Source organism: Plantactinospora sp. B5E13 (assembly GCF_039871775.1).
Lineage (GTDB): Bacteria > Actinomycetota > Actinomycetes > Mycobacteriales > Micromonosporaceae > Plantactinospora.
The window spans coordinates 1-19636 of record NZ_JBDPLT010000042.1; the positions used below are offsets into that span (position 1 = coordinate 1).

Annotated in this window: 18 protein-coding genes; 5 read left to right on the plus strand and 13 right to left on the minus strand. The window is 73.5% G+C overall.

Translation table 11 applies throughout. The annotated features are described in order from the left end of the window. Together ABGB05_RS28190 and ABGB05_RS28195 are read left to right on the plus strand one after the other, a co-directional pair. A partial coding sequence (locus ABGB05_RS28190; RefSeq protein WP_347656944.1) for an ATP-binding protein occupies positions 1 to 921 on the plus strand: 921 nt, incomplete at its 5' end. Between the two features lie 192 nt (positions 922 to 1113). Further along, on the plus strand, positions 1114 to 1950 hold the full coding sequence (locus tag ABGB05_RS28195; RefSeq protein WP_347656945.1) for a GNAT family N-acetyltransferase: 837 nt from the start codon (positions 1114 to 1116) through the stop codon (positions 1948 to 1950). Positions 1951 to 2019: 69 nt separating this feature from the next. On the opposite strand, the gene ABGB05_RS28200 is transcribed toward ABGB05_RS28195, so the two are convergent. Beyond that, positions 2020 to 3477 (minus strand): PLP-dependent aminotransferase family protein, encoded by a 1458-nt coding sequence (locus ABGB05_RS28200; protein WP_347656946.1) that lies wholly within the window; start codon positions 3475 to 3477, stop codon positions 2020 to 2022. Between the two features lie 59 nt (positions 3478 to 3536). Here ABGB05_RS28200 and ABGB05_RS28205 point away from each other — a divergent pair, with 59 nt between their 5' ends. Together ABGB05_RS28205 and ABGB05_RS28210 are read left to right on the plus strand one after the other, a co-directional pair. Further along, on the plus strand, positions 3537 to 4247 hold the full coding sequence (locus tag ABGB05_RS28205) for a hypothetical protein (RefSeq protein ID WP_347656947.1): 711 nt from the start codon (positions 3537 to 3539) through the stop codon (positions 4245 to 4247). A gap of 140 nt (positions 4248 to 4387) precedes the next feature. After that, positions 4388 to 4843 (plus strand): hypothetical protein, encoded by a 456-nt coding sequence (locus tag ABGB05_RS28210; RefSeq protein ID WP_347656948.1) that lies wholly within the window; start codon positions 4388 to 4390, stop codon positions 4841 to 4843. 70 nt (positions 4844 to 4913) lie between these two features. Here the strand turns inward: ABGB05_RS28210 and hisF are convergent, their stop codons facing one another. The 8 genes from hisF to hisD all read right to left on the minus strand — a co-directional run bounded on the left by hisF (position 4914) and on the right by hisD (position 10770). Beyond that, on the minus strand, positions 4914 to 5684 hold the full coding sequence (gene hisF, locus ABGB05_RS28215; protein ID WP_347656949.1) for an imidazole glycerol phosphate synthase subunit HisF: 771 nt from the start codon (positions 5682 to 5684) through the stop codon (positions 4914 to 4916). A 28-nt stretch (positions 5685 to 5712) separates the two neighbouring features. Beyond that, positions 5713 to 6447, minus strand: a complete 735-nt coding sequence (priA, locus tag ABGB05_RS28220; RefSeq protein ID WP_347656950.1) for a bifunctional 1-(5-phosphoribosyl)-5-((5-phosphoribosylamino)methylideneamino)imidazole-4-carboxamide isomerase/phosphoribosylanthranilate isomerase PriA — start codon at positions 6445 to 6447, stop codon at positions 5713 to 5715. Between the two features lie 67 nt (positions 6448 to 6514). Continuing rightward, positions 6515 to 6841 (minus strand): hypothetical protein, encoded by a 327-nt coding sequence (locus ABGB05_RS28225; RefSeq protein WP_347656951.1) that lies wholly within the window; start codon positions 6839 to 6841, stop codon positions 6515 to 6517. Then, positions 6838 to 7467 (minus strand): imidazole glycerol phosphate synthase subunit HisH, encoded by a 630-nt coding sequence (gene hisH / locus ABGB05_RS28230; protein WP_347656991.1) that lies wholly within the window; start codon positions 7465 to 7467, stop codon positions 6838 to 6840. The genes ABGB05_RS28225 and hisH overlap by 4 nt, the downstream gene beginning before the upstream one ends. After that, entirely contained in the window at positions 7467 to 7637 is a 171-nt protein-coding gene (locus ABGB05_RS28235; RefSeq protein ID WP_347656952.1) for a hypothetical protein, read from the minus strand. The genes hisH and ABGB05_RS28235 overlap by 1 nt, the downstream gene beginning before the upstream one ends. After that, a complete protein-coding gene (hisB, locus tag ABGB05_RS28240) occupies positions 7637 to 8248 on the minus strand; it encodes an imidazoleglycerol-phosphate dehydratase HisB (protein ID WP_331215783.1) in 612 nt (203 codons plus the stop codon). The genes ABGB05_RS28235 and hisB overlap by 1 nt, the downstream gene beginning before the upstream one ends. A 60-nt stretch (positions 8249 to 8308) precedes the next feature. Then, entirely contained in the window at positions 8309 to 9430 is a 1122-nt protein-coding gene (locus tag ABGB05_RS28245; RefSeq protein ID WP_347656953.1) for a histidinol-phosphate transaminase, read from the minus strand. Next, complete coding sequence (gene hisD / locus ABGB05_RS28250; RefSeq protein ID WP_347656954.1) at positions 9427 to 10770, minus strand: histidinol dehydrogenase; 1344 nt, start codon at positions 10768 to 10770, stop codon at positions 9427 to 9429. The genes ABGB05_RS28245 and hisD overlap by 4 nt, the downstream gene beginning before the upstream one ends. A 227-nt stretch (positions 10771 to 10997) precedes the next feature. Here hisD and ABGB05_RS28255 point away from each other — a divergent pair, with 227 nt between their 5' ends. Next, complete coding sequence (locus ABGB05_RS28255; protein WP_347656992.1) at positions 10998 to 11753, plus strand: LON peptidase substrate-binding domain-containing protein; 756 nt, start codon at positions 10998 to 11000, stop codon at positions 11751 to 11753. Here the strand turns inward: ABGB05_RS28255 and ABGB05_RS28260 are convergent. The 4 genes from ABGB05_RS28260 to ABGB05_RS28275 form a co-directional block, all read right to left on the minus strand. After that, positions 11668 to 12510, minus strand: a complete 843-nt coding sequence (locus tag ABGB05_RS28260) for a DUF2567 domain-containing protein (protein ID WP_347656955.1) — start codon at positions 12508 to 12510, stop codon at positions 11668 to 11670. The two genes, ABGB05_RS28255 and ABGB05_RS28260, sit on opposite strands and share 86 nt — an antisense overlap. Positions 12511 to 12622: 112 nt before the next feature. Beyond that, positions 12623 to 16162 (minus strand): DNA polymerase III subunit alpha, encoded by a 3540-nt coding sequence (gene dnaE, locus ABGB05_RS28265; protein WP_347656956.1) that lies wholly within the window; start codon positions 16160 to 16162, stop codon positions 12623 to 12625. Positions 16163 to 16472: 310 nt separating this feature from the next. Further along, on the minus strand, positions 16473 to 18245 hold the full coding sequence (locus ABGB05_RS28270; protein ID WP_347656957.1) for an AAA family ATPase: 1773 nt from the start codon (positions 18243 to 18245) through the stop codon (positions 16473 to 16475). A gap of 131 nt (positions 18246 to 18376) precedes the next feature. Next, positions 18377 to 19618, minus strand: coding sequence for a hypothetical protein (locus ABGB05_RS28275; RefSeq protein WP_347656958.1), 1242 nt, complete (start codon positions 19616 to 19618; stop codon positions 18377 to 18379). Positions 19619 to 19636 lie beyond the last annotated feature (18 nt).

Genomic DNA, 19636 nt, shown 5'->3' on the forward strand with positions numbered 1-19636 from the left:
CCCGACCCGGAATCGTCCGCCGCTCGCCGGGGTAAGACCAGAGGCAGCATCCGAGCGACCGACGAGCCGGTGGTCGCCCGGGCGGGCGGCGAGGGGGTTCCCAGGATGACGACCATGGTGGCGGCACACGTGGAAACCGGCGCCTTGGTGATCACCATGGCCGGCCGGTGGAGTCTGGCCCAGGTGTACACCCTGCAGCGCGCGTTCGAGGCCTGCACCGCGCACCACCCGCCCTACGTGGCGCTGGACTGCACCCGGGTCACCCCGGACGGTCTGCTGCCGACCGTGCTGCCGGCCCTGGTCATGCTCGGACAGTCCTGCCGACGGGGCATCACCGTACTGGTCTGCGCCCCGGCGTCGGCGTTGACCGGGGCGCTGCGTCGACTGCCGACCCGCCGGGTCCGGCTCTATCCACGACTCTCCGAGGCACTCAGCCGACTCCGGCCGTACCCGGTGCCACCGGGGGTCCGGCGGGCCCACCAGCGGCTCGCCCCGGCGGCGCAGGCGGCGGCCACCGCCCGGCGCCTGGTCCGGGACTGCTGCGACCGGTGGCGTCTGTCCGAGGTGACCGACGACGCCCAGCTCGTCGTCTCCGAACTGGTGGCGAACGCCGTGGAGCACGCCGGTACGGAGATCGACGTCACCGTCTCCCACCACCGTCAACGACTTCGGATCGCGGTCGCCGACCGGCACCACGGCGTACCCCGGATCGCCACCACGCCCGACGGAGCCGAGGATGCGGCGACACCGCCCGCGCTGCGCGGGCGCGGACTGGACCTGGTGGCCCGGTCGGTCGCCGGCTGGGGGGTGCTGCCGGGCACCGACGGCAAGGTGGTCTGGGCGTCCCTGCCGGCACCCCGAGCGGCCCGGCTGCGGCTGCCCCGCCTGGACCTGATCGCCCGGGACGGCTACCCGGCCTGACCCCCGACCAGCTACTCACGGGTACGTAGATCCTGCTCACACCTGCCCCTCCCCGGGCTGGTCAGGAAAGGGATCACCGGGTTCCATGACGGACGTCGTCGCCCACAGATCCGGCCGCCACCCGGTCGGTTGTCGACGGCAGCACAGTCCGCCCGGGCCGCCCCGGCCCTTCGACGCCCCCTGGAACCACCCATGTCAGCAGAGAATCTCGCCGCCCTGGCCGAATCCGCCGAAGCCGAGTGCAACTACCGGATGGTGGCCCTGGCGCCGGAGCGCACCCGGCAGGCCCTCGGCATCAGCACCACCCGCATCGGCGGGGCGTTCACCTGGGTCACCCGCAACGATCCGATGGCCGGCTACTGGAACAAGACCCTCGGGCTCGGGGTGACCGAGCCGGTCACCCGGGACGTGCTCGACAAGGTGATCGAGTTCCACCGTGACCAGGGCAGCCCGTCGGCGCGGATCCAGATCGCCCCCGACCTGCTTCCCCCGGACTGGGACGAGATCCGCGCCGCGTACGGGCTCACCCCGGGCGCGTTCACGGTGCAGCTCGGCTGCGCGGTGGGCGACATCGCACCGGCCCGCACCGACCTGCGGATCGGACCGGTCGGAGCGGCCGACTTCGCACAGTGGGTAAGCCTGCTGTACACCGTGTTCCAGATGCCCGAGCACTTCGACACCCTGTTCCGGGCCACTCTCGGGCAGCCGGACTTCCGGGCGTTCGCGGCCTGGGACGGCGATCAGATGGTGGCCGCGGCCAACCTGTTCCTGAACGGCGAGGTCGGCGGGCTGAACAGCGCGGTCACCCGGGAGAGCCACCGTGGCCGGGGCGCCCAGTCGGCCCTGACGGCCGCCCGGGCCCGAGCGGCCGCCGAGGCCGGTTGCCGCCGACTCGTCGTGCAGACCGGCCGGCCCGCGGCGGGCGAACGCCACCAGTCGTTGGAGAACCTGCTCCGGGTGGGATTCACCCGGCTCTACGACCGGCAGGACTGGGTCTGGCAGCCGGCACCGGGCGGCACCGACGCCTGACGCCGGCCGCCGCTGATCCGGCACGGCCGCCGCTGATCCGGCACGGCCGCCGCTGATCCGGCACGGCGGTCAGGCGATCACCGCCGGCTCCCGCCAGTGTGGACGGGTGACCCGGTCGAGGTCGTACCGAACGGCGGCGAGTCGGCGTACCGCCTCGGTGAGGTCGGCCGGCGGCAGCGTGAACGGCAGCCGGAGGAACCGTTCCATGGTGCCGTCCAGGCCGAACCTCGGTCCGGGAGCGATCCGTACCCCGACCTCCTCGGCGGCCCGGGCCAACGCGCTGGCGATCGGCCCGTCCAGCTCGGCCCAGAGCGTGACCCCGCCCTGCGGGGGCCGTACCCGCCAGGTCGGCAGTTCGGCCCGGAGCACGGCCAGCAGGGCGTCTCGCTGGGCGGCCAGCTGCGCCCGCCGGGCCGGCACGATGGTCCCGGCGGCGGCGAGCAGGCGTACCGCGACGAGCTGGTCGAGCACCGGGCCGGCCATGTCGACCCCGACCCGGGTGGCGGCCAGCCGCTGCACCTGCGGCGCCGAGGCGCGGATCCAGCCGATCCGCAGACCTCCCCAGTACGGTTTGCTCATCCCGCCGATGGTGACCACCCGCGAGTGCCGGTCGAAGACGGCGGTCGGCGGCGGCACCTCGACGCCGTCCAGGGCGAGGTCCACGAAGGACTCGTCGACGACCAGGTCGGTGCCGGCGGCCTGGGCCGCGGCCACCACCCGCTCCCGCAGGTCGGCGGGCATCAGGTGACCGGTCGGATTCTGGAACTCGGGGATCAGGTACGCCAGCCGGGGCCGGGTCTGCCGCAGGCCGCCGAGCAGCAGGTCGGCGTCCCAGCCCGGTCCCCCGGCGTCCAGGCCGTGGGTGGTGATCCGGGCTCGGCGGGCGGCCAGCGCGGCCAACGCGTTGGGATAGGTCGGCGACTCCACGAGTACGCCGGCTCCGGGCGGCAGCGCGAGTCGCAGTACCAGGTCGAGGGCGTGCTGCACGCCGTTGGTGACCAGGATCTGCTCGGGGCTGGTCGGCAGGCCCCGTCCGGTGTAGTGCTCGGCGACCGCCGTACGCAGTTCGATGATGCCGGTCGGGTGGTATCCGGCGCCGCCGAGGTAGCAGGCCAGGTCCTCGACGGCGGCCCGGGCGGCGTCGGCCAGCTCGACCGGCGCGGGCAGTGCCGCGCAGCCGAGGTCGATCACGTCCAGGTCCTCCAGCGGGGTCAACATGCCGGTGCTGCCCACCCGGTGGCCATTTGGCAGGGTGGTCCAGCTGCCGGCGCCGCGCCGGCTGGTCAGGTGCCCGGTCTCCCGCAGCGACCGGTAGGCGGCGGTGACCGTGGTACGGCTGACCCGCAGCGCCTCGGCCAGTTCCCGTTCGGCCGGCAGGCGTACGCCGAGCGGCAGCCGCCCGTCGGCGAGCAGTCCCCGTACCGCCCCGGCGAGCGCGGCGTAGTCGGGGTCGCGTCGCCGACCGGGCAGGGAGTGCCACTGGCCGAGCATCCGAGCCAGATGGGGGCCACGGACCAGTCCAGTCATAACCACATCTCCTTGATTGGTCCTTCATACCTCCCAGATTGGCCCTCAGAGTGGCATGCATGACACGGATTGGCAACCGACCCGACCGACTGCTCCGACGGCTCGGACAGCTCTACGCCGGCCTGGTGCTCTACGGCCTGAGCATGGCGCTGATGATCGAGTCGACGCTCGGCCTGGACCCCTGGAGCGCCTTCCAGCAGGGACTCTCCCGACTCGTCGGCGCCTCCATCGGCACCGTCACGATCGTCGTCGGTGTACTGGTCCTGCTGATCTGGATCCCGCTGCGGCAACGTCCGGGGCTCGGCACGGTCAGCAACGTCCTGGTCATCGGGGTGGCGGTCGACGTCGCCCTGTGGCTGCTGCCGACCGTCTCCCCGCTCCCCGCCCGGATCGGTTTCCTCGTCACCGGTGTCCTGCTCAACGGAGTGGCGACCGGCCTCTACATCGGCGCCCGGTTCGGCCCCGGGCCACGCGACGGCCTGATGACCGGTTTTGTGGCCCGGCACCCGCGCCACTCGATCCGCGTGGTCCGTACGGTGATCGAGGTGACCGTGCTGGCCGCCGGCTGGCTGCTCGGCGGCACAGTGGGGATCGGCACCGTGGTGTACGCGGTCGGCATCGGACCACTGGTGCACCTGTTCATCCCGCTGTTCACCGTGCCGCCCACGGACGTCGCCGGGTCCCGGCCGACCACGCAGGAAGCCGCCCCGCCGACCACGCCGGGAGCCGCCCCGCCGACCACGGAGAAAGTCGACGCGGCAACGGTCTGACACCACGGCGCGACACGACGACCCCGCGCCACAGAGTCGGCACAGATCGTCCGCAATGGACAGTGAATCGGACTGACCGGAGAAGAATGAACGACTGATGACCTTCCCGTCGACCGGCACCACACGGCATCATCTCTCCCATGGGGGATGACGGATGGCGGTGGTCCGACGCCTGGATTTTCGTCTCGTTGGTGATCGCGGGCGGTGCCGGCCGGCACCGGCGGTCGAGCACCACCCGACGTCCGGAGGGGGTCCGCCTCGCCGACGTGCTCTCCACCGCCGAACACCTCAACCGGGCCATCCCGGCCCGACACGAGATCGAGGCCGCGGTGCGACGGCTGGTCGGCGCCGGCCTGGTCACCGTCTCCGACGGCTGGTTCCGGGTCACCACGGCCGGCGAACGGCTGTGGCGGACCAGGCCGCACGGCGGGGTCGGCACCGCGGTGGAGACCGTGCACGGGGTACTGACCCGCCGGCACGCCCCCGGAGACCACGACTGGATCCTCGAGGAGGACGAACACCACGCGGCGGTGCAGGAGTACGCGGCCCGGTTCACCCTGCCGATGCCCCGCCGGTCACCGGAGAACGGGCCGTGACCACCATCCCGGCAGGGGACGGGCCAGCGGCGCCACGCCGGCAGGCCGGGTCGACGAACCGACGGCGACCTCAGCGGACCGGGTGACCGGCGGCCCGCAGCGCGTCCTTGACCTCGCCGACCCGCAGCTCGCCGAAGTGGAAGACGCTGGCCGCCAGCACCGCGTCGGCACCGGCCGCGACCGCCGGCGGGAAGTGCGCGACCGTACCCGCCCCGCCACTGGCCACCACCGGCACGTCGACCACCCGCCGCACCGCCCCGATCAGCGCCAGGTCGAAGCCGGCCTTGGTGCCGTCCGCGTCCATCGAGTTGAGCAGGATCTCGCCGGCGCCCAACTCCGCCGCCCGGGCGGCCCAGCCGACCGCGTCGAGGCCGGTGCCCCGCCGCCCGCCGTGGGTGGTCACCTCGAAGCCGCTGTCGGTGGTCACCCCGGCCGGGCACCGTCGGACGTCCAACGACAACACCAGGACCTGCCGGCCGAAGCGCTCGGCGATCTCGGCGATCAGCTCGGGGCGGTTGATCGCGGCGGTGTTCACCCCCACCTTGTCCGCACCGGCCCGCAGCAGCCGGTCGACGTCCGCGACCTGTCGTACCCCACCGCCGACGGTGAGCGGGATGAAGACCGACTCGGCGGTGCGGCGTACCACGTCGAGCATGGTGCCACGGTCGTCCGAGGAGGCGGTGACGTCGAGGAAGGTGAGCTCGTCCGCACCGGCCTCGTCGTACGCGGCGGCCAGCTCGACCGGGTCCCCGGCGTCCCGCAGGTCGACGAAGTTGACGCCCTTGACCACCCGGCCGGCGTCCACGTCCAGGCAGGGGATGACCCGCACCGCGACCGTCATGCGTCGCACCTGTCCGGCGAGGTGGTGGTCACGACGCCTCCGCCCCGGCCAGCACGGCGAGCGCCTCGGCGACGGTGAACGCCCCGGCGTAGAGCGCCTTGCCGGCGATCACGCCCTCCACCCCGATCGACTCCAGGCCGGCCAGCGCCCGCAGGTCGTCGAGGGTGGAGACGCCGCCCGAGGCGATCACCGGGGCCGGGGTACGGGCGCAGACGTCCCGGAGCAGGTCCAGGTTGGGGCCGCGCATCATGCCGTCCTTGGTGATGTCGGTGACCACGTACCGGGCCGCACCGGCCTTGTCCAGCCGTTCCAGCACCTCGAAGAGGTCACCGCCGTCCCGGGTCCAGCCCCGCGCCGAGAGGGTACTGCCCCGCACGTCCAGCCCGATCGCCACCCGGTCGCCGTACTCGGCGGCGACCCGGTCGCACCACTGCGGGTCCTCCAGCGCGGCGGTGCCGATGTTGACCCGGGCCGCCCCGGTGGCCAGCGCCGCCCGCAGCGACTCGTCGTCCCGGATCCCGCCGGAGAGCTCCACCCGTACGTCGAGCCGGCCGACCACCTCGGCGAGCAGTTCCGCGTTCGAGCCCCGGCCGAACGCCGCGTCCAGGTCGACCAGATGGATCCACGTGGCACCGTCGGACTGCCAGGCCAGCGCGGCCTCCAGCGGGTCGCCGTAGCTGGTCTCACTGCCGGCGGCGCCCTGGACCAGGCGGACCGCCTGACCGTCCGCCACGTCGACGGCGGGGAGCAGGGTGAGGCTCAACGGGATCTCCTCTTCTCGGATGGAACAGTGGCCCGGACCCGCGGCTGACACCCCGCCGGGCCGGTGGTCAGGTGCGCCGGCCCAACGCGATCACCACGATCGCCGGCAGGGCCAGCAGCAACAGGATGATCAGGCCGAGCCGCAGCGCAAGGTCGTCGACAAAAAGCCAGATGGCACCGATCGCGATAAGGGCGAGGACCACCACCCCGGCCCGTTCGCCCCGGCTGCGCCGGGCGTACAGCCGACCCGTACGCCGGTCCGGCAGCCGCGGGGTGAGGCGGCGCAGCAGCGCCCGACGACGCTGGCGCCGGGCCACCACCCGGGCCCGTCTGGCCCGGGCCCGCTCGGCCTCGGCCTCCCGTTCGGCCCGGCGGCGGGCCCGTTCCCGGCTCACAGGGTCCCCAGCCAGTTGGTCAGCAGTACCCGGCCGGTGTCGGCGGACTTCTCCGGGTGGAACTGCGCCGCCGACAGCGGCCCCCGCTCCACCGCCGCCACGAACCGGGTCTCGTGCTCGGCCGTCGTCACCAGCGCCCCGGCCCCGGTCAGGGCGGACAGTTCGGTGGCGGCGTACGAGTGGACGAAGTAGAAGCGCGAGTCGGTCGGCAGTCCGGCGAACAGCGTCGAGTCGGCCGGCGTGCGTACGGTGTTCCAGCCCATGTGCGGGACCCGCCGGGCGGCGAGCCGGGTCACCGCGCCGGGCAGCAGCCCGAGCCCCTTGGTGACCACGCCGTGCTCCTCGCCGTACTCGAAGAGGATCTGCATGCCGACGCAGATGCCCAGCACCGGGCGGCCGGCCGCGACCCGTTCGGCGATCACCGGACCGGCCCGTAGTGCCTCGATCCCGGCCATGCAGGCGGCGAAGGCGCCCACCCCGGGCACCACCAGACCGTCCGCGGCCGAGGCCGCGGCCAGGTCGGCGGTGACGGTGACCTCGGCACCGGCCCGGGCCACCGCGCGCTGTGCGGAGCGCAGGTTGCCGGAGCCGTAGTCCAACACCACGACGTTCGGCGCGGGAGCCATCAGGTGCCCCCGGGGATCAGCCACAGCACCCCACCGGCGGTGGCGAGGACCGCGAGCGTGCCGACCAGCAGGAGAGCGCCCCGGGACGCGCCCTGGCGGTGCATCGACCACGCCCCGCCGATCAGCACCCCGCCCAGGGCGAACAGCAGCACCGGCAGTACGGCGCCCATCAGAGCAGCCCCTTGGTGCTGGGAATCGCGCCACCGGCGCGTACGTCGATCGACACCGCCTCGCGCAGCGCCCGGGAGACGGCCTTGAACTGTGCCTCCACCACGTGGTGCGCGTCCGGGTGGCCGCCCGGGCGGGCCGCCCGCAGCACCGAGACGTGCAGGGTGAGCCGGGCCGACTGGCCGAACGACTCCCAGATGTGCCGGGTCATGCTGGTCGGATAGACCGGCCCGATGTACGGGGCCAGCGCCGGCTCGTCGTGCACCACGTACGGGCGGCCGGAGAGGTCGACCGCGGCCCGGACCAGCACCTCGTCCATCGGGATGGTGGCCGAACCGTACCGCCGGATGCCGGCCTTGTCGCCGAGCGCCTGGTCGAACGCGGTCCCCAGGGCGAGCGCGGTGTCCTCGACGGTGTGGTGGGCGTCGATCTCCAGGTCGCCGACGGTCTGCACGGTCAGGTCGAAGCCGCCGTGCCGGGCGATCTGGTTCAGCATGTGGTCGTAGAACCCGACCCCCGTGTTGATCTCGGCCTTACCGGTGCCGTCGAGGTCCAGCTCGACGAGGACCTTGGTCTCGGCCGTGGTCCGCTCGACCCGGGCGGTTCTGCTCACGGTAGGACCTTTCGTTCGCGACTGCGCGGCTTCAGCATGACAGGACGGGCCGGCTCGGCGTCATTCGGGACCGCCGGCACCGGCCCCCACACCGGATCCGGCCGGCGCGGCCGCCCAGGCGTCCAGGGCGGCGAGGAAGGCGTCGGTCTCCTCCGGGGTGCCGGCGGTGACCCGCAGCCAGCCGGCCAGGCCGACATCCCGGACCAGCACACCGTGGTCGAGCAGCGCCCGCCAGGCGGTCCGCTGGTCGGCGCCGACCTCGAAGAGCACGAAGTTCGCGTCGCTGTCGGCCACCGTCCGGCCCCGGGCCCGCAGGCCGGAGACGATCCCGTCCCGCTGCTCCTTGATCGCCTGGACGGTGCCGAGCAGGGTGTCGCGGTGGGCCAGCGCCGCCCGGGCGGCGGCCTGGGTGAGCGCCGACAGGTGGTACGGCAACCGGACCAGCTGCACCGCGTCGACCACCGCCGGGTCGGCGGCGAGGTAACCGAGCCGTCCGCCGGCGAAACCGAACGCCTTGCTCATCGTCCGGGTCACCACCAGCCGCGGCTGGCCGGGCAGCAGGGCGAGCGCGGTCGGCGTGCCGGGCCGGGCGAACTCCGCGTACGCCTCGTCGACCACCACCATGCCGGGCGCCTCGGCCAGCACCGCGTCCAGCACCGCCGGATCCAGCGCCGTCCCGGTCGGGTTGTTCGGCGAGCAGAGGAAGACCAGGTCAGGGCGGTGCTCCCGGACCTGCGCCACGGCGTGCGCGACGGTCAGCCCGAAGTCGGCGTCCCGCCGACCGTCCCGCCAGGCGGTGCCGGTCGCGGTGGCGAGCAGCGGATGCATCGAGTACGCCGGGGTGAAGCCGAGCGCGGTCCGTCCCGGACCACCGAAGACCTGGAACAGCTGCTGCTGCACCTCGTTGGAGCCGTTGGCCACCCAGACGTTGCCGACGCCGAGCCCGTGCCCGAGATAGTCGGCCAGGTCGGCGCGGAGCGCCACCGCGTCCCGGTCCGGATAGCGGTTGAGGTCACGCAACTCGGCGGCGACCGCCTTGCCGATCGCGTCCACCACCGACTCGGGCAGCGGGTACGAGTTCTCGTTGGTGTTCAGCCGCACCGGCACGTCCAGCTGCGGCGCGCCGTACGGGCTGCGCCCCCGCAGGTCGTCGCGGATCGGCAGGTCGTCGAGCGAGGTCACGCCGGTGCCCCCTCGGCGGCCGGCGGGGGCGCGGCGAACCGGACGGCGACCGCCTGGCCGTGCGCGGGCAGGTCCTCCACCCGGGCCAGGGTCACCACGTGCCGGGCGGTGTCCCGCAGCGCCGCCTCGGTGTACTCCACGATGTGGATGCCGCGCAGGAACGACTGCACCGACAGCCCGGAGGAGTGCCGGGCGCAGCCGCCGGTGGGCAGCACGTGGTTGGAACCGGCGCAGTAGTCGCCGAGCGACACCGGCGCGTACGGCCCGACGAAGATCGCCCCGGCGTTGCGTACCCGGAGTGCCCACTCGCGGGCGTCCCGGGTCTGGATCTCCAGGTGCTCGGCGGCGTAGAGGTCGACCACCCGCAGCCCGGCCGCCAGGTCGTCGACCAGCACCACCCCGCTCTGCGGGCCGGTGAGCGCGGTGTTGATCCGGTCGGTGTGTTTGGTCTCCGGAACCTGCCGGGCCAGCTCCCGGTCGACCGAGTCGGCCAGCTCGACCGACGGGGTGACCAGCACGCTCGCCGCCAGCGGGTCGTGCTCGGCCTGGCTGATCAGGTCGGCGGCGACGTGCACCGGGTCGGCCGTCTCGTCGGCCAGTACGGCGATCTCGGTCGGACCCGCCTCGGCGTCGATCCCGACCACACCCCGCAGCAGCCGTTTGGCGGCGGTGACCCAGATGTTGCCCGGGCCGGTGATCATGTCGACCGGGTCGCAGTGTCCGGTGCCGTCGGCGTCGGTCGCCGCCCCGTAGGCGAGCATCGCCACCGCCTGCGCCCCGCCGACCGCGTAGACCTCGTCGACGCCGAGCAGCGCGCAGGCGGCCAGCACCCGGGCGTCGGGCAGGCCGTTGTTCTCCGGCTGCGGCGGGCTCACCACCACCAGCGACCGGACCCCGGCGGCCTGGGCCGGCACCACGTTCATCACCACGGTCGACGGGTACATGGCCAGGCCACCAGGCACGTACAGCCCGACCCGGTCGACCGGCACCCAGCGTTCGGTGACGACGCCGCCCGGCACGACCTCGGTGACCACGTCGGTCCGCCGCTGGTCCGCGTGCACCCGCCGGGCCCGGCTGATGCTCTCGACCAGTGCCTCCCGGACCTCCGGCTCCAGCGTCGACTCGGCTTCGGCGATGGTCCCGGCCGGCACCCGCAGCCGGTCCAGCAGCAGGCCGTCGAAGCGCTGGGTGGCGTCCCGGATCGCGGTGAACCCATGCTCGCGGACCGCCTCGACAAGCGGGCGGATCTTCTCCACCGCGACGGAGACGTCAAGCTGGGCACGGGGCAGCAGGGCGCGTGGATCACGCCACCCGCCGCGCAGGTCGATCCGGTTCAACACCCTTGGCAGTCTATTCGTCGCACCGGCCGGCGCAGCGGCTGCGTCCAGCGGGCGGGACGGTGAGCCGGGCCACGTACCCGCCGTTCGGCCGGCGGTGTGGTCAGCCGAAGCCGGGTCCGGATCAGCCGAACCACGTACGGCCGAGGGCGACCGGGACCGGTTAGGCTCGTCCGGTGGGTGCGCGGCTACCGGTGTTTCCGCTCGAGACGGTGCTCTTTCCCGGTCTGGTGCTGCCGCTGCACATATTCGAGCCGCGCTATCTCGCACTGATCCGACACCTGACCGACCTTCCGGAGGGTACGCCCCGGGAGTTCGGTGTGGTCGCCATCCGCAGCGGCGGCCCGGCACCGGTCGCCGGTGGCCCGGGCCCCGGCACCGTCGGCCCGGGCGGGGTCGGCCCGGGCGGGGTCGGCCCGGGCGGAGCCGTCGCTCCCGGCTTCGGGGGTGGGACCCCGGCGGACCGGGCGGCCGCCGAACCGGGCGGCCGGACGTCGCTGGTCACCCTGCACGACATCGGCTGTACGGCGGAACTGCGTCAGGTGACCGAGCTGCCGGACGGCCGGCTCGACGTGGTGACGGTGGGACGACGCCGGTTCCGGATCAACGACGTCACCCAGGGGGAAACGCCGTACCTGACCGCCGAGGTCGACTGGCTGCCCGAACCGACCGGTCAGGAACAGGCCGCCGACCAACTCGCTCCCCGGGTCCTCGCGGTCTTCCGGCAGTACCTCGCCCTGGTCCGGGACGACCCGGAGGAGATCGCCGAACAGCTGCCGGACGACCCGACCGTGCTGTCCCACCTGGTGGCGGCCACCGCCGCGCTGACCCTCGGCGACCGGCAGCGGCTGCTGGCGACCCCGGACACGGCCGGACGGCTCCGCGCCGAACTGCGCCTGCTCAACCGCGAGGCGGCTCTGCTGCGTCAGGTCCGGGCGGTCCCGGTGCCGCTGGCGGAGCTGGCGGTACCGCTGAGCCCGAACTGACCGGCGACAGGTCCGGCGTCCACGGCGGCGGCTCCTCCTCGGGTCGCAGACCCGGATAGCGCGACCAGCCGGCCAGCAGGGTGTAGACCAGCACCGCGCCGAACGCCGGCACCAGCAGGTCCTGGATCGCCGGGATGAAACCGAGCGCCTCGTAGAACTGACCGGCCTGCAGGTCCGGCGGCTTGGTGAAGTTCGTGCCGGCCGGCGCGGTCTCCAGCATCCGCTCGTACCCGGCCAGCCCGATGTGCCGCCCCACCTGCCAGGCGACGAGGGCGGCACCGAGCATGCCGAGCACCACCACGACCATGCCGAGCGGTCCCCGGTGCCGGCGGAGCAGCACCCAGACAGCGATCGTCACCAGGACACCGAGCCCGAAGCCGAGCAGGGTGAACCACCCGTCGGCGGCGATGAACCCCTCCGGTGACGGCTCGGCGAGGATCGCACCGTCCTCGGTCTGCAGCACCGGCACCCCGGGCGACACCGCCGACCAGACCAGCCCGAACGGCAGGCCCAGCAGGATCAACACCAGGAACACCCCGAGGTTGACGGCGACGCCGCGCAACCGCCGCCGGGACGGCTCGGCGGCCGGCGGGGCGTCGGACAGTTCGGTGGTGGGCGGCCCGTCGGACGGCTCGCCGCCGGTCACACCGTCGCCACCGGCCGGCGGTGCGGATGAGGCGGACGGAGCCGCAGCGGCGGCGGGACGGTCGTCGTCGCCGCCGGACCGGTCGGCGGGATGAGAGGTTGCCGGACTCACCCGATGATCCTCTCAGGCACGACCGACCGTCGGCGGTCCGGTCCGGCGAAACCGACCCGAGGGTGTCAGTCCCGGCCGCCCCGCTGCGCGGAGCGGCCGTTCCCTGACACCCTCAGCCGGCGACGGCGCTCGGGCCGAGCAGGGCCTTGAGGTCGGCCATCAGGGCGGTGGTCGGCGCCACCCGCATCGGGCTGAGCCGCAGCAGGGTGGCCCGGGAGCCGTTGACCAGTTTGACGTGCACCTCCGCCGAGCCGGGGTGGCTGGTCAGCACCTCGCGGAGCCGCTCGACCAGGGGCGGGGTACAGCGGGACGGAGGCAGGGCGAGCACCACCGGCTTGACCTCGTCGGCGGCGGTGATCTCCGGCATCGACAGGTCCATCGCCATCAGCCGGGGCTGGTCGTCGCGCCGGTCGACCCGACCCTTGACCACCACGATCGCGTCCTCGGCGATGTACTGCCCGACGAGTTCGTAGGTGTTCGGGAAGAAGAGCACCTCGACCGCACCGCCGAGGTCCTCCAGGGTGGCCGAGGCCCAGGCCCGGCCCTGCTTGGTGATCCGGCGCTGCACCCCGGAGAGGATGCCGGCCAGGGTGACCACCTGCCCGTCCGCGACGTTCCCCTCCTCGGCGAGCGCGGAGAGCGGCATGTCGGCGGCGTTGGCCAGCACGTGCTCGACCCCGAACAGCGGGTGGTCGGAGACGTACAGGCCGAGCATCTCGCGCTCGAAGGTGAGCAGGTCGGTCTTGTCCCACTCGCCGTCCGGGATCGGCGGCGTCACCACCATGCCGCCACCGCCGGCGGCCTCGCCCCCGCCGCCGAACGCGTCGCCGAAGAGGTCGTACTGGCCGACCGCCTCGTTGCGCTTGAGCGCGATGAACGAGTCGATCGCGTCGGCGTGCACGGCCAGCAGCCCCTTGCGGGTGTGCCCGAGGGAGTCGAACGCCCCCGCCTTGATCAGCGATTCGATCGTCTTCTTGTTGCAGGCCACCGCGTCGACCTTGCGCAGGTAGTCGTAGAAGTCGGTGAACGCGCCCTTCTCCTTGCGGGACCGGCGGATCGACTCGACCACGTTGGCACCGACGTTGCGGACCGCGGCCAGACCGAACCGGATGTCGGTGCCGACGGCGGCGAACCGGGCGTTGGACTCGTTGACGTCCGGCGGCAGCACCTTGATGCCCATCCGGCGGCACTCGGCGAGGTAGACCGCCGACTTGTCCTTGTCGTCACCGACGGAGGTGAGCAGGGCGCTCATGTACTCGGCCGGATAGTTCGCCTTCAGGTACGCGGTCCAGTAGGAGACCACCCCGTACGCGGCGCTGTGCGCCTTGTTGAACGCGTAGTCGGAGAACGGGACGAGGATGTCCCAGAGCGTCTTGATCGCCGCGTCGGAGAACCCCTTCTCCTTCATGCCGGCGGAGAACGGCTTGAACTCCTTGTCGAGGATCTCCTTCTTCTTCTTACCCATCGCCCGGCGGAGCAGGTCCGCGGCGCCGAGCGAGTACCCGGCGACCTTCTGCGCGATCGCCATGACCTGCTCCTGGTAGACGATCAACCCGTAGGTGTCGCCCAGGATCTCCTTCAACGGCTCGGCGAGCTCCGGATGGATCGGCACCACCGGCTTGCGGTTGTTCTTGCGGTCGGCGTACTCGTTGTGCGCGTTGGCGCCCATCGGACCGGGCCGGTAGAGCGCACCGACCGCGGAGATGTCCTCGAAGTTGTCCGGCGCCATCGAGCGCAGCAGCGCCCGCATCGGCCCGCCGTCGAACTGGAACACCCCGAGGGTGTCACCCCGGGCCAGCAGGTCGTAGGTGGCCTTGTCGTCCAGCGGCAGGTCCTCCAGGACGAGTTCCTCGCCCCGGTTCTCCCGGATCGCGTCCAGCGCGTCGTCCATGATGGTGAGGTTGCGCAGGCCCAGGAAGTCCATCTTCAGCAGGCCGATGGTCTCGCAGGCACCCATGTCCCACTGGGTGATGATCGCGCCGTCCTGCTCCCGCTTGTGGATCGGCAGGACGTCGACCAGCGGGTCCCGGGACAGGATGACCCCGGCCGCGTGCACCCCCCACTGCCGCTTGAGCCCCTCCAGACCCTTGGCCGTGTCGACGACCTTGCGGACCTCGCCGTCGCCGTCGTAGAGCTGGCGGAACTCCGCCGCCTCCGGGTAGCGCGGGTGCGACGGGTCGAAGATGCCGCCGAGCGGGATGTCCTTGCCCATCACCGCCGGTGGCATCGCCTTGGTGATCCGGTCACCCATCGCGAACGGGTAGCCGAGCACCCGGGCCGCGTCCTTGATCGCCGCCTTCGCCTTGATCGTGCCGTACGTGATGATCTGGGCGACCCGCGCGTCGCCGTACTTCTCGGTGGCGTAGCGGATCATCTCGCCGCGCCGACGCTCGTCGAAGTCCATGTCGATGTCAGGCATCGAGACGCGGTCGGGGTTGAGGAACCGTTCGAAGAGCAGACCGTGCTGCATCGGGTCGAGTTCGGTGATGCCGAGTGCGTACGCGATCAGCGCACCGGCCGCCGAGCCACGACCCGGCCCGACCCGGATCCCCTCCCGCTTGGCGTACGCGATCAGGTCGGCGGTGACCAGGAAGTAGCCGGGGAAGCCCATCTTGATGATCACGTCGAGCTCGTACTCGGCCTGCCGCCGACGGTCGTCCGGCACCCCGTTCGGAAAGCGCCGCTCCAGCCCGCGTGCGACCTCCTTGCGCAGCCACGACTCCTCGGTCTCCCCCTCGGGGATCGGGAACTGCGGCATCAGGTTGCGGGAGGCGAAGACCTCGGCGTAGTCGCCGATCCGCTCGGCGATCTCCAGGGTGTTGTCGCAGGCGCCGGGCACCTCGGCGTCCCAGAGCGCGCGCATCTCGGCCGGCGACTTGAGGTAGTAGCCCTGGGAGTCGAACTTGAACCGCTTCGGGTCGGCCAGCGTCGACCCGGACTGGACACAGAGCAGCACCTCGTGCGCGTCCGCGTCCTTGGCGTACGTGTAGTGCAGGTCGTTGGTGGCGACCGGCTTCAGGTTGAGCCGCTTGCCGAGCCGGATCAGGTCCTGCCGGACCTGCTGCTCGATGTCGAGACCGTGGTCCATCAACTCGAGGTAGAAGTTGTCCGCCCCGAAGATGTCCCGGAACTCGGCCGCCGACTCGCACGCCTTGTCGAAGTTGCCGATCCGCAGCCAGGTCTGCACCTCGCCGGAGGGGCAGCCGGTGGTGGCGATCAGCCCCCTGCCGTACTCGTGCAGCAGTTCCCGGTCGGCGCGCGGCTTGTAGAAGTAGCCCTCCAGGCTCGACCGGGAGTTCAGCCGGAACAGGTTGCGCAGTCCCTCGGCGTCGGCGGCCCACATCGTCATGTGGGTGTACGCGCCACCGCCGGAGACGTCGTTCCCGCCGCCGTCGGCCCAGCGCACCCGGGTCCGGTCCCGCCGGTCCGTCCCCGGCGTGAGGTAGGCCTCGACTCCGATGATCGGCTTGACCCCGGCTCCGGTGGCCTGCTTGAAGAAGTCGTACGCGCCGTACAGGTTGCCGTGGTCGGTCATCGCCAGCGCTGGCATGCCCAGCCGACCGGTCTCGGCGAACAGCTCCTTGAGCCGCGCCGCACCGTCGAGCATCGAATACTCGGTGTGGTTGTGCAGGTGCACGAACGAGTCAGACACCCAGGGCCCCCCTTCCCCTCGCGCGGCCACCGGCCGGCCCGGCATCGGCCGATCAGCCGACCGGGTCTCCGGTCACCCGGCGACCGTCGGTCGTACGGCGGGCACCCGTCAGGACACGTTCCCCGGCTGCGGGCACGGTACGGCAACCGCGCCCACGCACCCGCGTCGGCGCAGCTCCGATGCCCCCCTTGCAGCCGGCGACGGCCCGGTGCCCACCAGCCCGGCGGGTCCCCCCGACGGCGCGACCGCCGGTCCCCGAGCCTAGTCCGTTGATCTCCCCGCCTCCAGACCGACTCGCCCGGTGGGCGGATCAGCGGGCGAACGGCTCGATCATCATCGAGGCGGCCTGCAGCCAGGCGTCCCGGGTCTCCTGCTGCAGCTGGGCGTACTCGATCGACGAACCGGTCTCCAGCGCCGGGTCGTACGGCACCACCGCCACCGCCCTGGTCCGGGTGGCGAAGTGCCGCTTCAGGTCCTCCAGCAGCGGCGACTGCCCCGGCGTCGGGCAGGAGAGCAGGGTCACCGCGTTCTCCACCAGCTCGCCCATCCCGATCTCGTGCAGCAGGTCGAGCATCCAGTCGGCGGTGAACGCCGCGTCCTCCCGGGGCACGGTGGTGACCACCAGCTGGTCCGCCGCGCGCAGCACGGTCTGCCAGTTCGAGCTCTCCACGTTGTTGCCGGTGTCGACGCAGATCACGTCGTGGCTGCGGCGCAGCAGTTCGAGCACCCGTTTCACGGTGTGCTGGTCGAGCCGCTGGGCGAACCGGGGGCTCTCCTCGCCGGCCAGGACGTCGTACGAGCCGTCCGAGGCGTGCCGCAGGTAGTCGTCGAGTCGCTCGGTCAGCTGGTTGCCGGGCAGGACCTCGATCTCCATCAGCTCGGCGACCAGGTGCCGGATCGTCCGGGCGTGCCGGGCGCTGCCGGCGCGCAGGCCGAGGGTGCCCCGCAGTTCGTTGTCGTCCCAGGCCAGCACGCCCCGGCCGCGTACCCCGCCGATGGTGGCCGCGGCGAGCACGGTCGCGGTGGTCTTGTGCACACCGCCCTTGGGGTTGGCGAAGGCCAGCACCCGGGGCGAGCCGAGGTCGCGTTTGAGGACGCCGATCGCCCGTTCCACCTCGGCGTCGGGCTGCCGACGCGGCCATCCGGCCCGGGCCGGTGGCGCCGGGTCGACGGCGGGCCGTACCGGCGACCTGGCGTAGCCGGTCTCCGGCGTTCCGTAGCGGGCCGGGGGGTCGACCGGGGCCGCACCGGGCGCCGGACGGGCGGGCGTGGGCCGGAACGCCGGTTCGGTCGGAGCCGGCCGGAACGCCGGCTCGACCGGGACAGCCGGCGGTGGGGTCAGGGCGGCCGGCGGTGGGGTCAGGGCGGCCCGGGGCGCCGGGACGACCCGGCCGGGCGGGGCCGCGACCTCGGGCGCGCTCCGTCGGGCCGGACCCGGATCCTCGGGTACGCCCCGGTGCGGCAGGCCCGCCTCGTCCGGCCGGCCGCGGTACGGCAGGGCCGGCGCGGCCGACTGCGGCGGCGGGCGGCGGGGCAGGGGCGGCGGACCGCTCGGCGGGTTGACCGGCGGCGGCGGTGGAGCGGGCGGCCGCCAGCCGGTGCCGAGCGCGGCATACCGGGACTCACCGGGGTGACCGCCGTCGGCCGGCCGGCCCGGCTCGGGCCGGTATCCGGGATCGGGGCGCTGAGCCGGGGCGGCCGGATAGCCGGGCTCCGGGCGGTACCCCGGGTCGGACCAACCGGCCTCGGCCGGTCGCCCCGGCTCCGGTCCGAAGAAGGAGTCGTGCCGGTAGCCGTTCTCCAACGCGGCGTACCGGGACTCTCCGGGCCGTTCCGGTCCGCCGTGCGGACCGTAACCGGACGGATAGCCGGGATCGCCCGGCGGTGCTGTGCGGCCGGACCGGCCGGGGCCGCCCGCCCCACCTCCGCCGGTCAACCCACCGCCGGCCGCCCCCGGCCCGGACCGCTCGTCGAGGACCTGGTGCTCGTCGGTGCGGCTGCCGTGCAGGGCCCGGTCGAGCAGCGCCCGCCACCGCGGTGCTGATTCCGCCGGCCGGCCCCAGCCGGTCTCCGTGCCGTCCACGGCTCGCCCTCCCAGCGCCCTCGGTCCCCGCCCTGACAGGCTACGAAGCAAACCCTATTCGGGCCACCGGCGGCACGCACCCATTCATCGGTGTGGCCGTCGCCGCCGGAGCCCCGCTGGCCGTCACCGGCTCACGGTTCCCCGCTCGGTGCGTTCCCGCTCGGTGCGTTCCCACTCGGCGCGTCACCCAGCCGCGGAGCCGGCGAATCCCCGGCCGGTCCGGCGCTGTCCGGCGAGGACCCGTTCTCCGGGTTGCCCGGCGACCCGTCGGGTGGGGTGCCCGGACTGCCGCCGTCCCTGGGGACGGTGGCCGGCTCCTCTGGCCCGGTCGTGCCGGTCCCGCCCTCCGGGCTGGCCGGCGGGGTGTGGACCGGGTCAGGGGCCGGCGCGGTGGACGACGGGGCGGGTCGCGGGCCGGAGGCCGGAGCACCGCTCGCCGACGGATCCAGCGCACCGCCCGGTGCCCCGGGCACGCCGTCCGAGGCCGCCGAACCGGCCGGTGGCAACACCGGGCCGGTCGGATCGCCCGGGGCGGTCGGCGCCGGTGGCATGCTCGAGTCGGCGGGCGGACGTACCACGTCCTCCTGCTCCGGCAGGGGCGGGGTGAAGACGGTCCGGTCCAGTCGGCGCACCTCCGGCGCCGGGTCCACCGCCCGTACACCCGCCCGGGCGGCGACCCGCCCCAGGGCCGCCGGCTCGCCCCGGACCACCGCCGCGTACACGCACGAGCAGCCGGACCGGTAGGCGATCGCCTCGTCCGAGGCGACCCGGGCGCCGCTGTCGTAGAACCGGCGCAGCTCCTGCGCGTCCGGGCTGTCGCCGACCACCGCCGCACTGCGCTCCTGGTAGTCCCGGACCTCCTGGTCCTTGCGCTCGGCGACCTCCAGCATCCCTGCGGTCACGTCGTCGGGCAGGCGGAGCGCCGGAATACGCACGATCTGGGTCTGGCTGCCCGGCCGCCACAGCCGGGCGTACACCTCGGAGATCTCCACCCCGGCCAGGACCGGCGGCAAGCGGTCCGGAGCCAGGTAGGCGGCGAGGGTCACCAGCGCGTACGGCCGCGGCGCCGCGCCGGCCGGCGGTGCCGCGATCAGCGCGGCCAGCTCGCCGCGGCTGGCCGCGACGTAGCCGGGGATGGACTCGCCCTGCACCACCCCGACCCGGGTGACGTCGCCGAGCGTGGGGTCGATCGCCGGCGGCCGGTCCGCCGCCCAGACCGCGGTGACCAGTACGGCCACCGAGCAGAGCAGCGCGACACTGGTCAACAGCCGCAGCCGCAGGCGCAGCGGCCCCTGTCCGAGCCGGGTCAGGCCACGGGCCAGCGGCGGCAGCAGCTGCCGGTCCAACTGACGCAACAGGTCACCGGGGCGCACGGGCGGAACTTCCCCTCG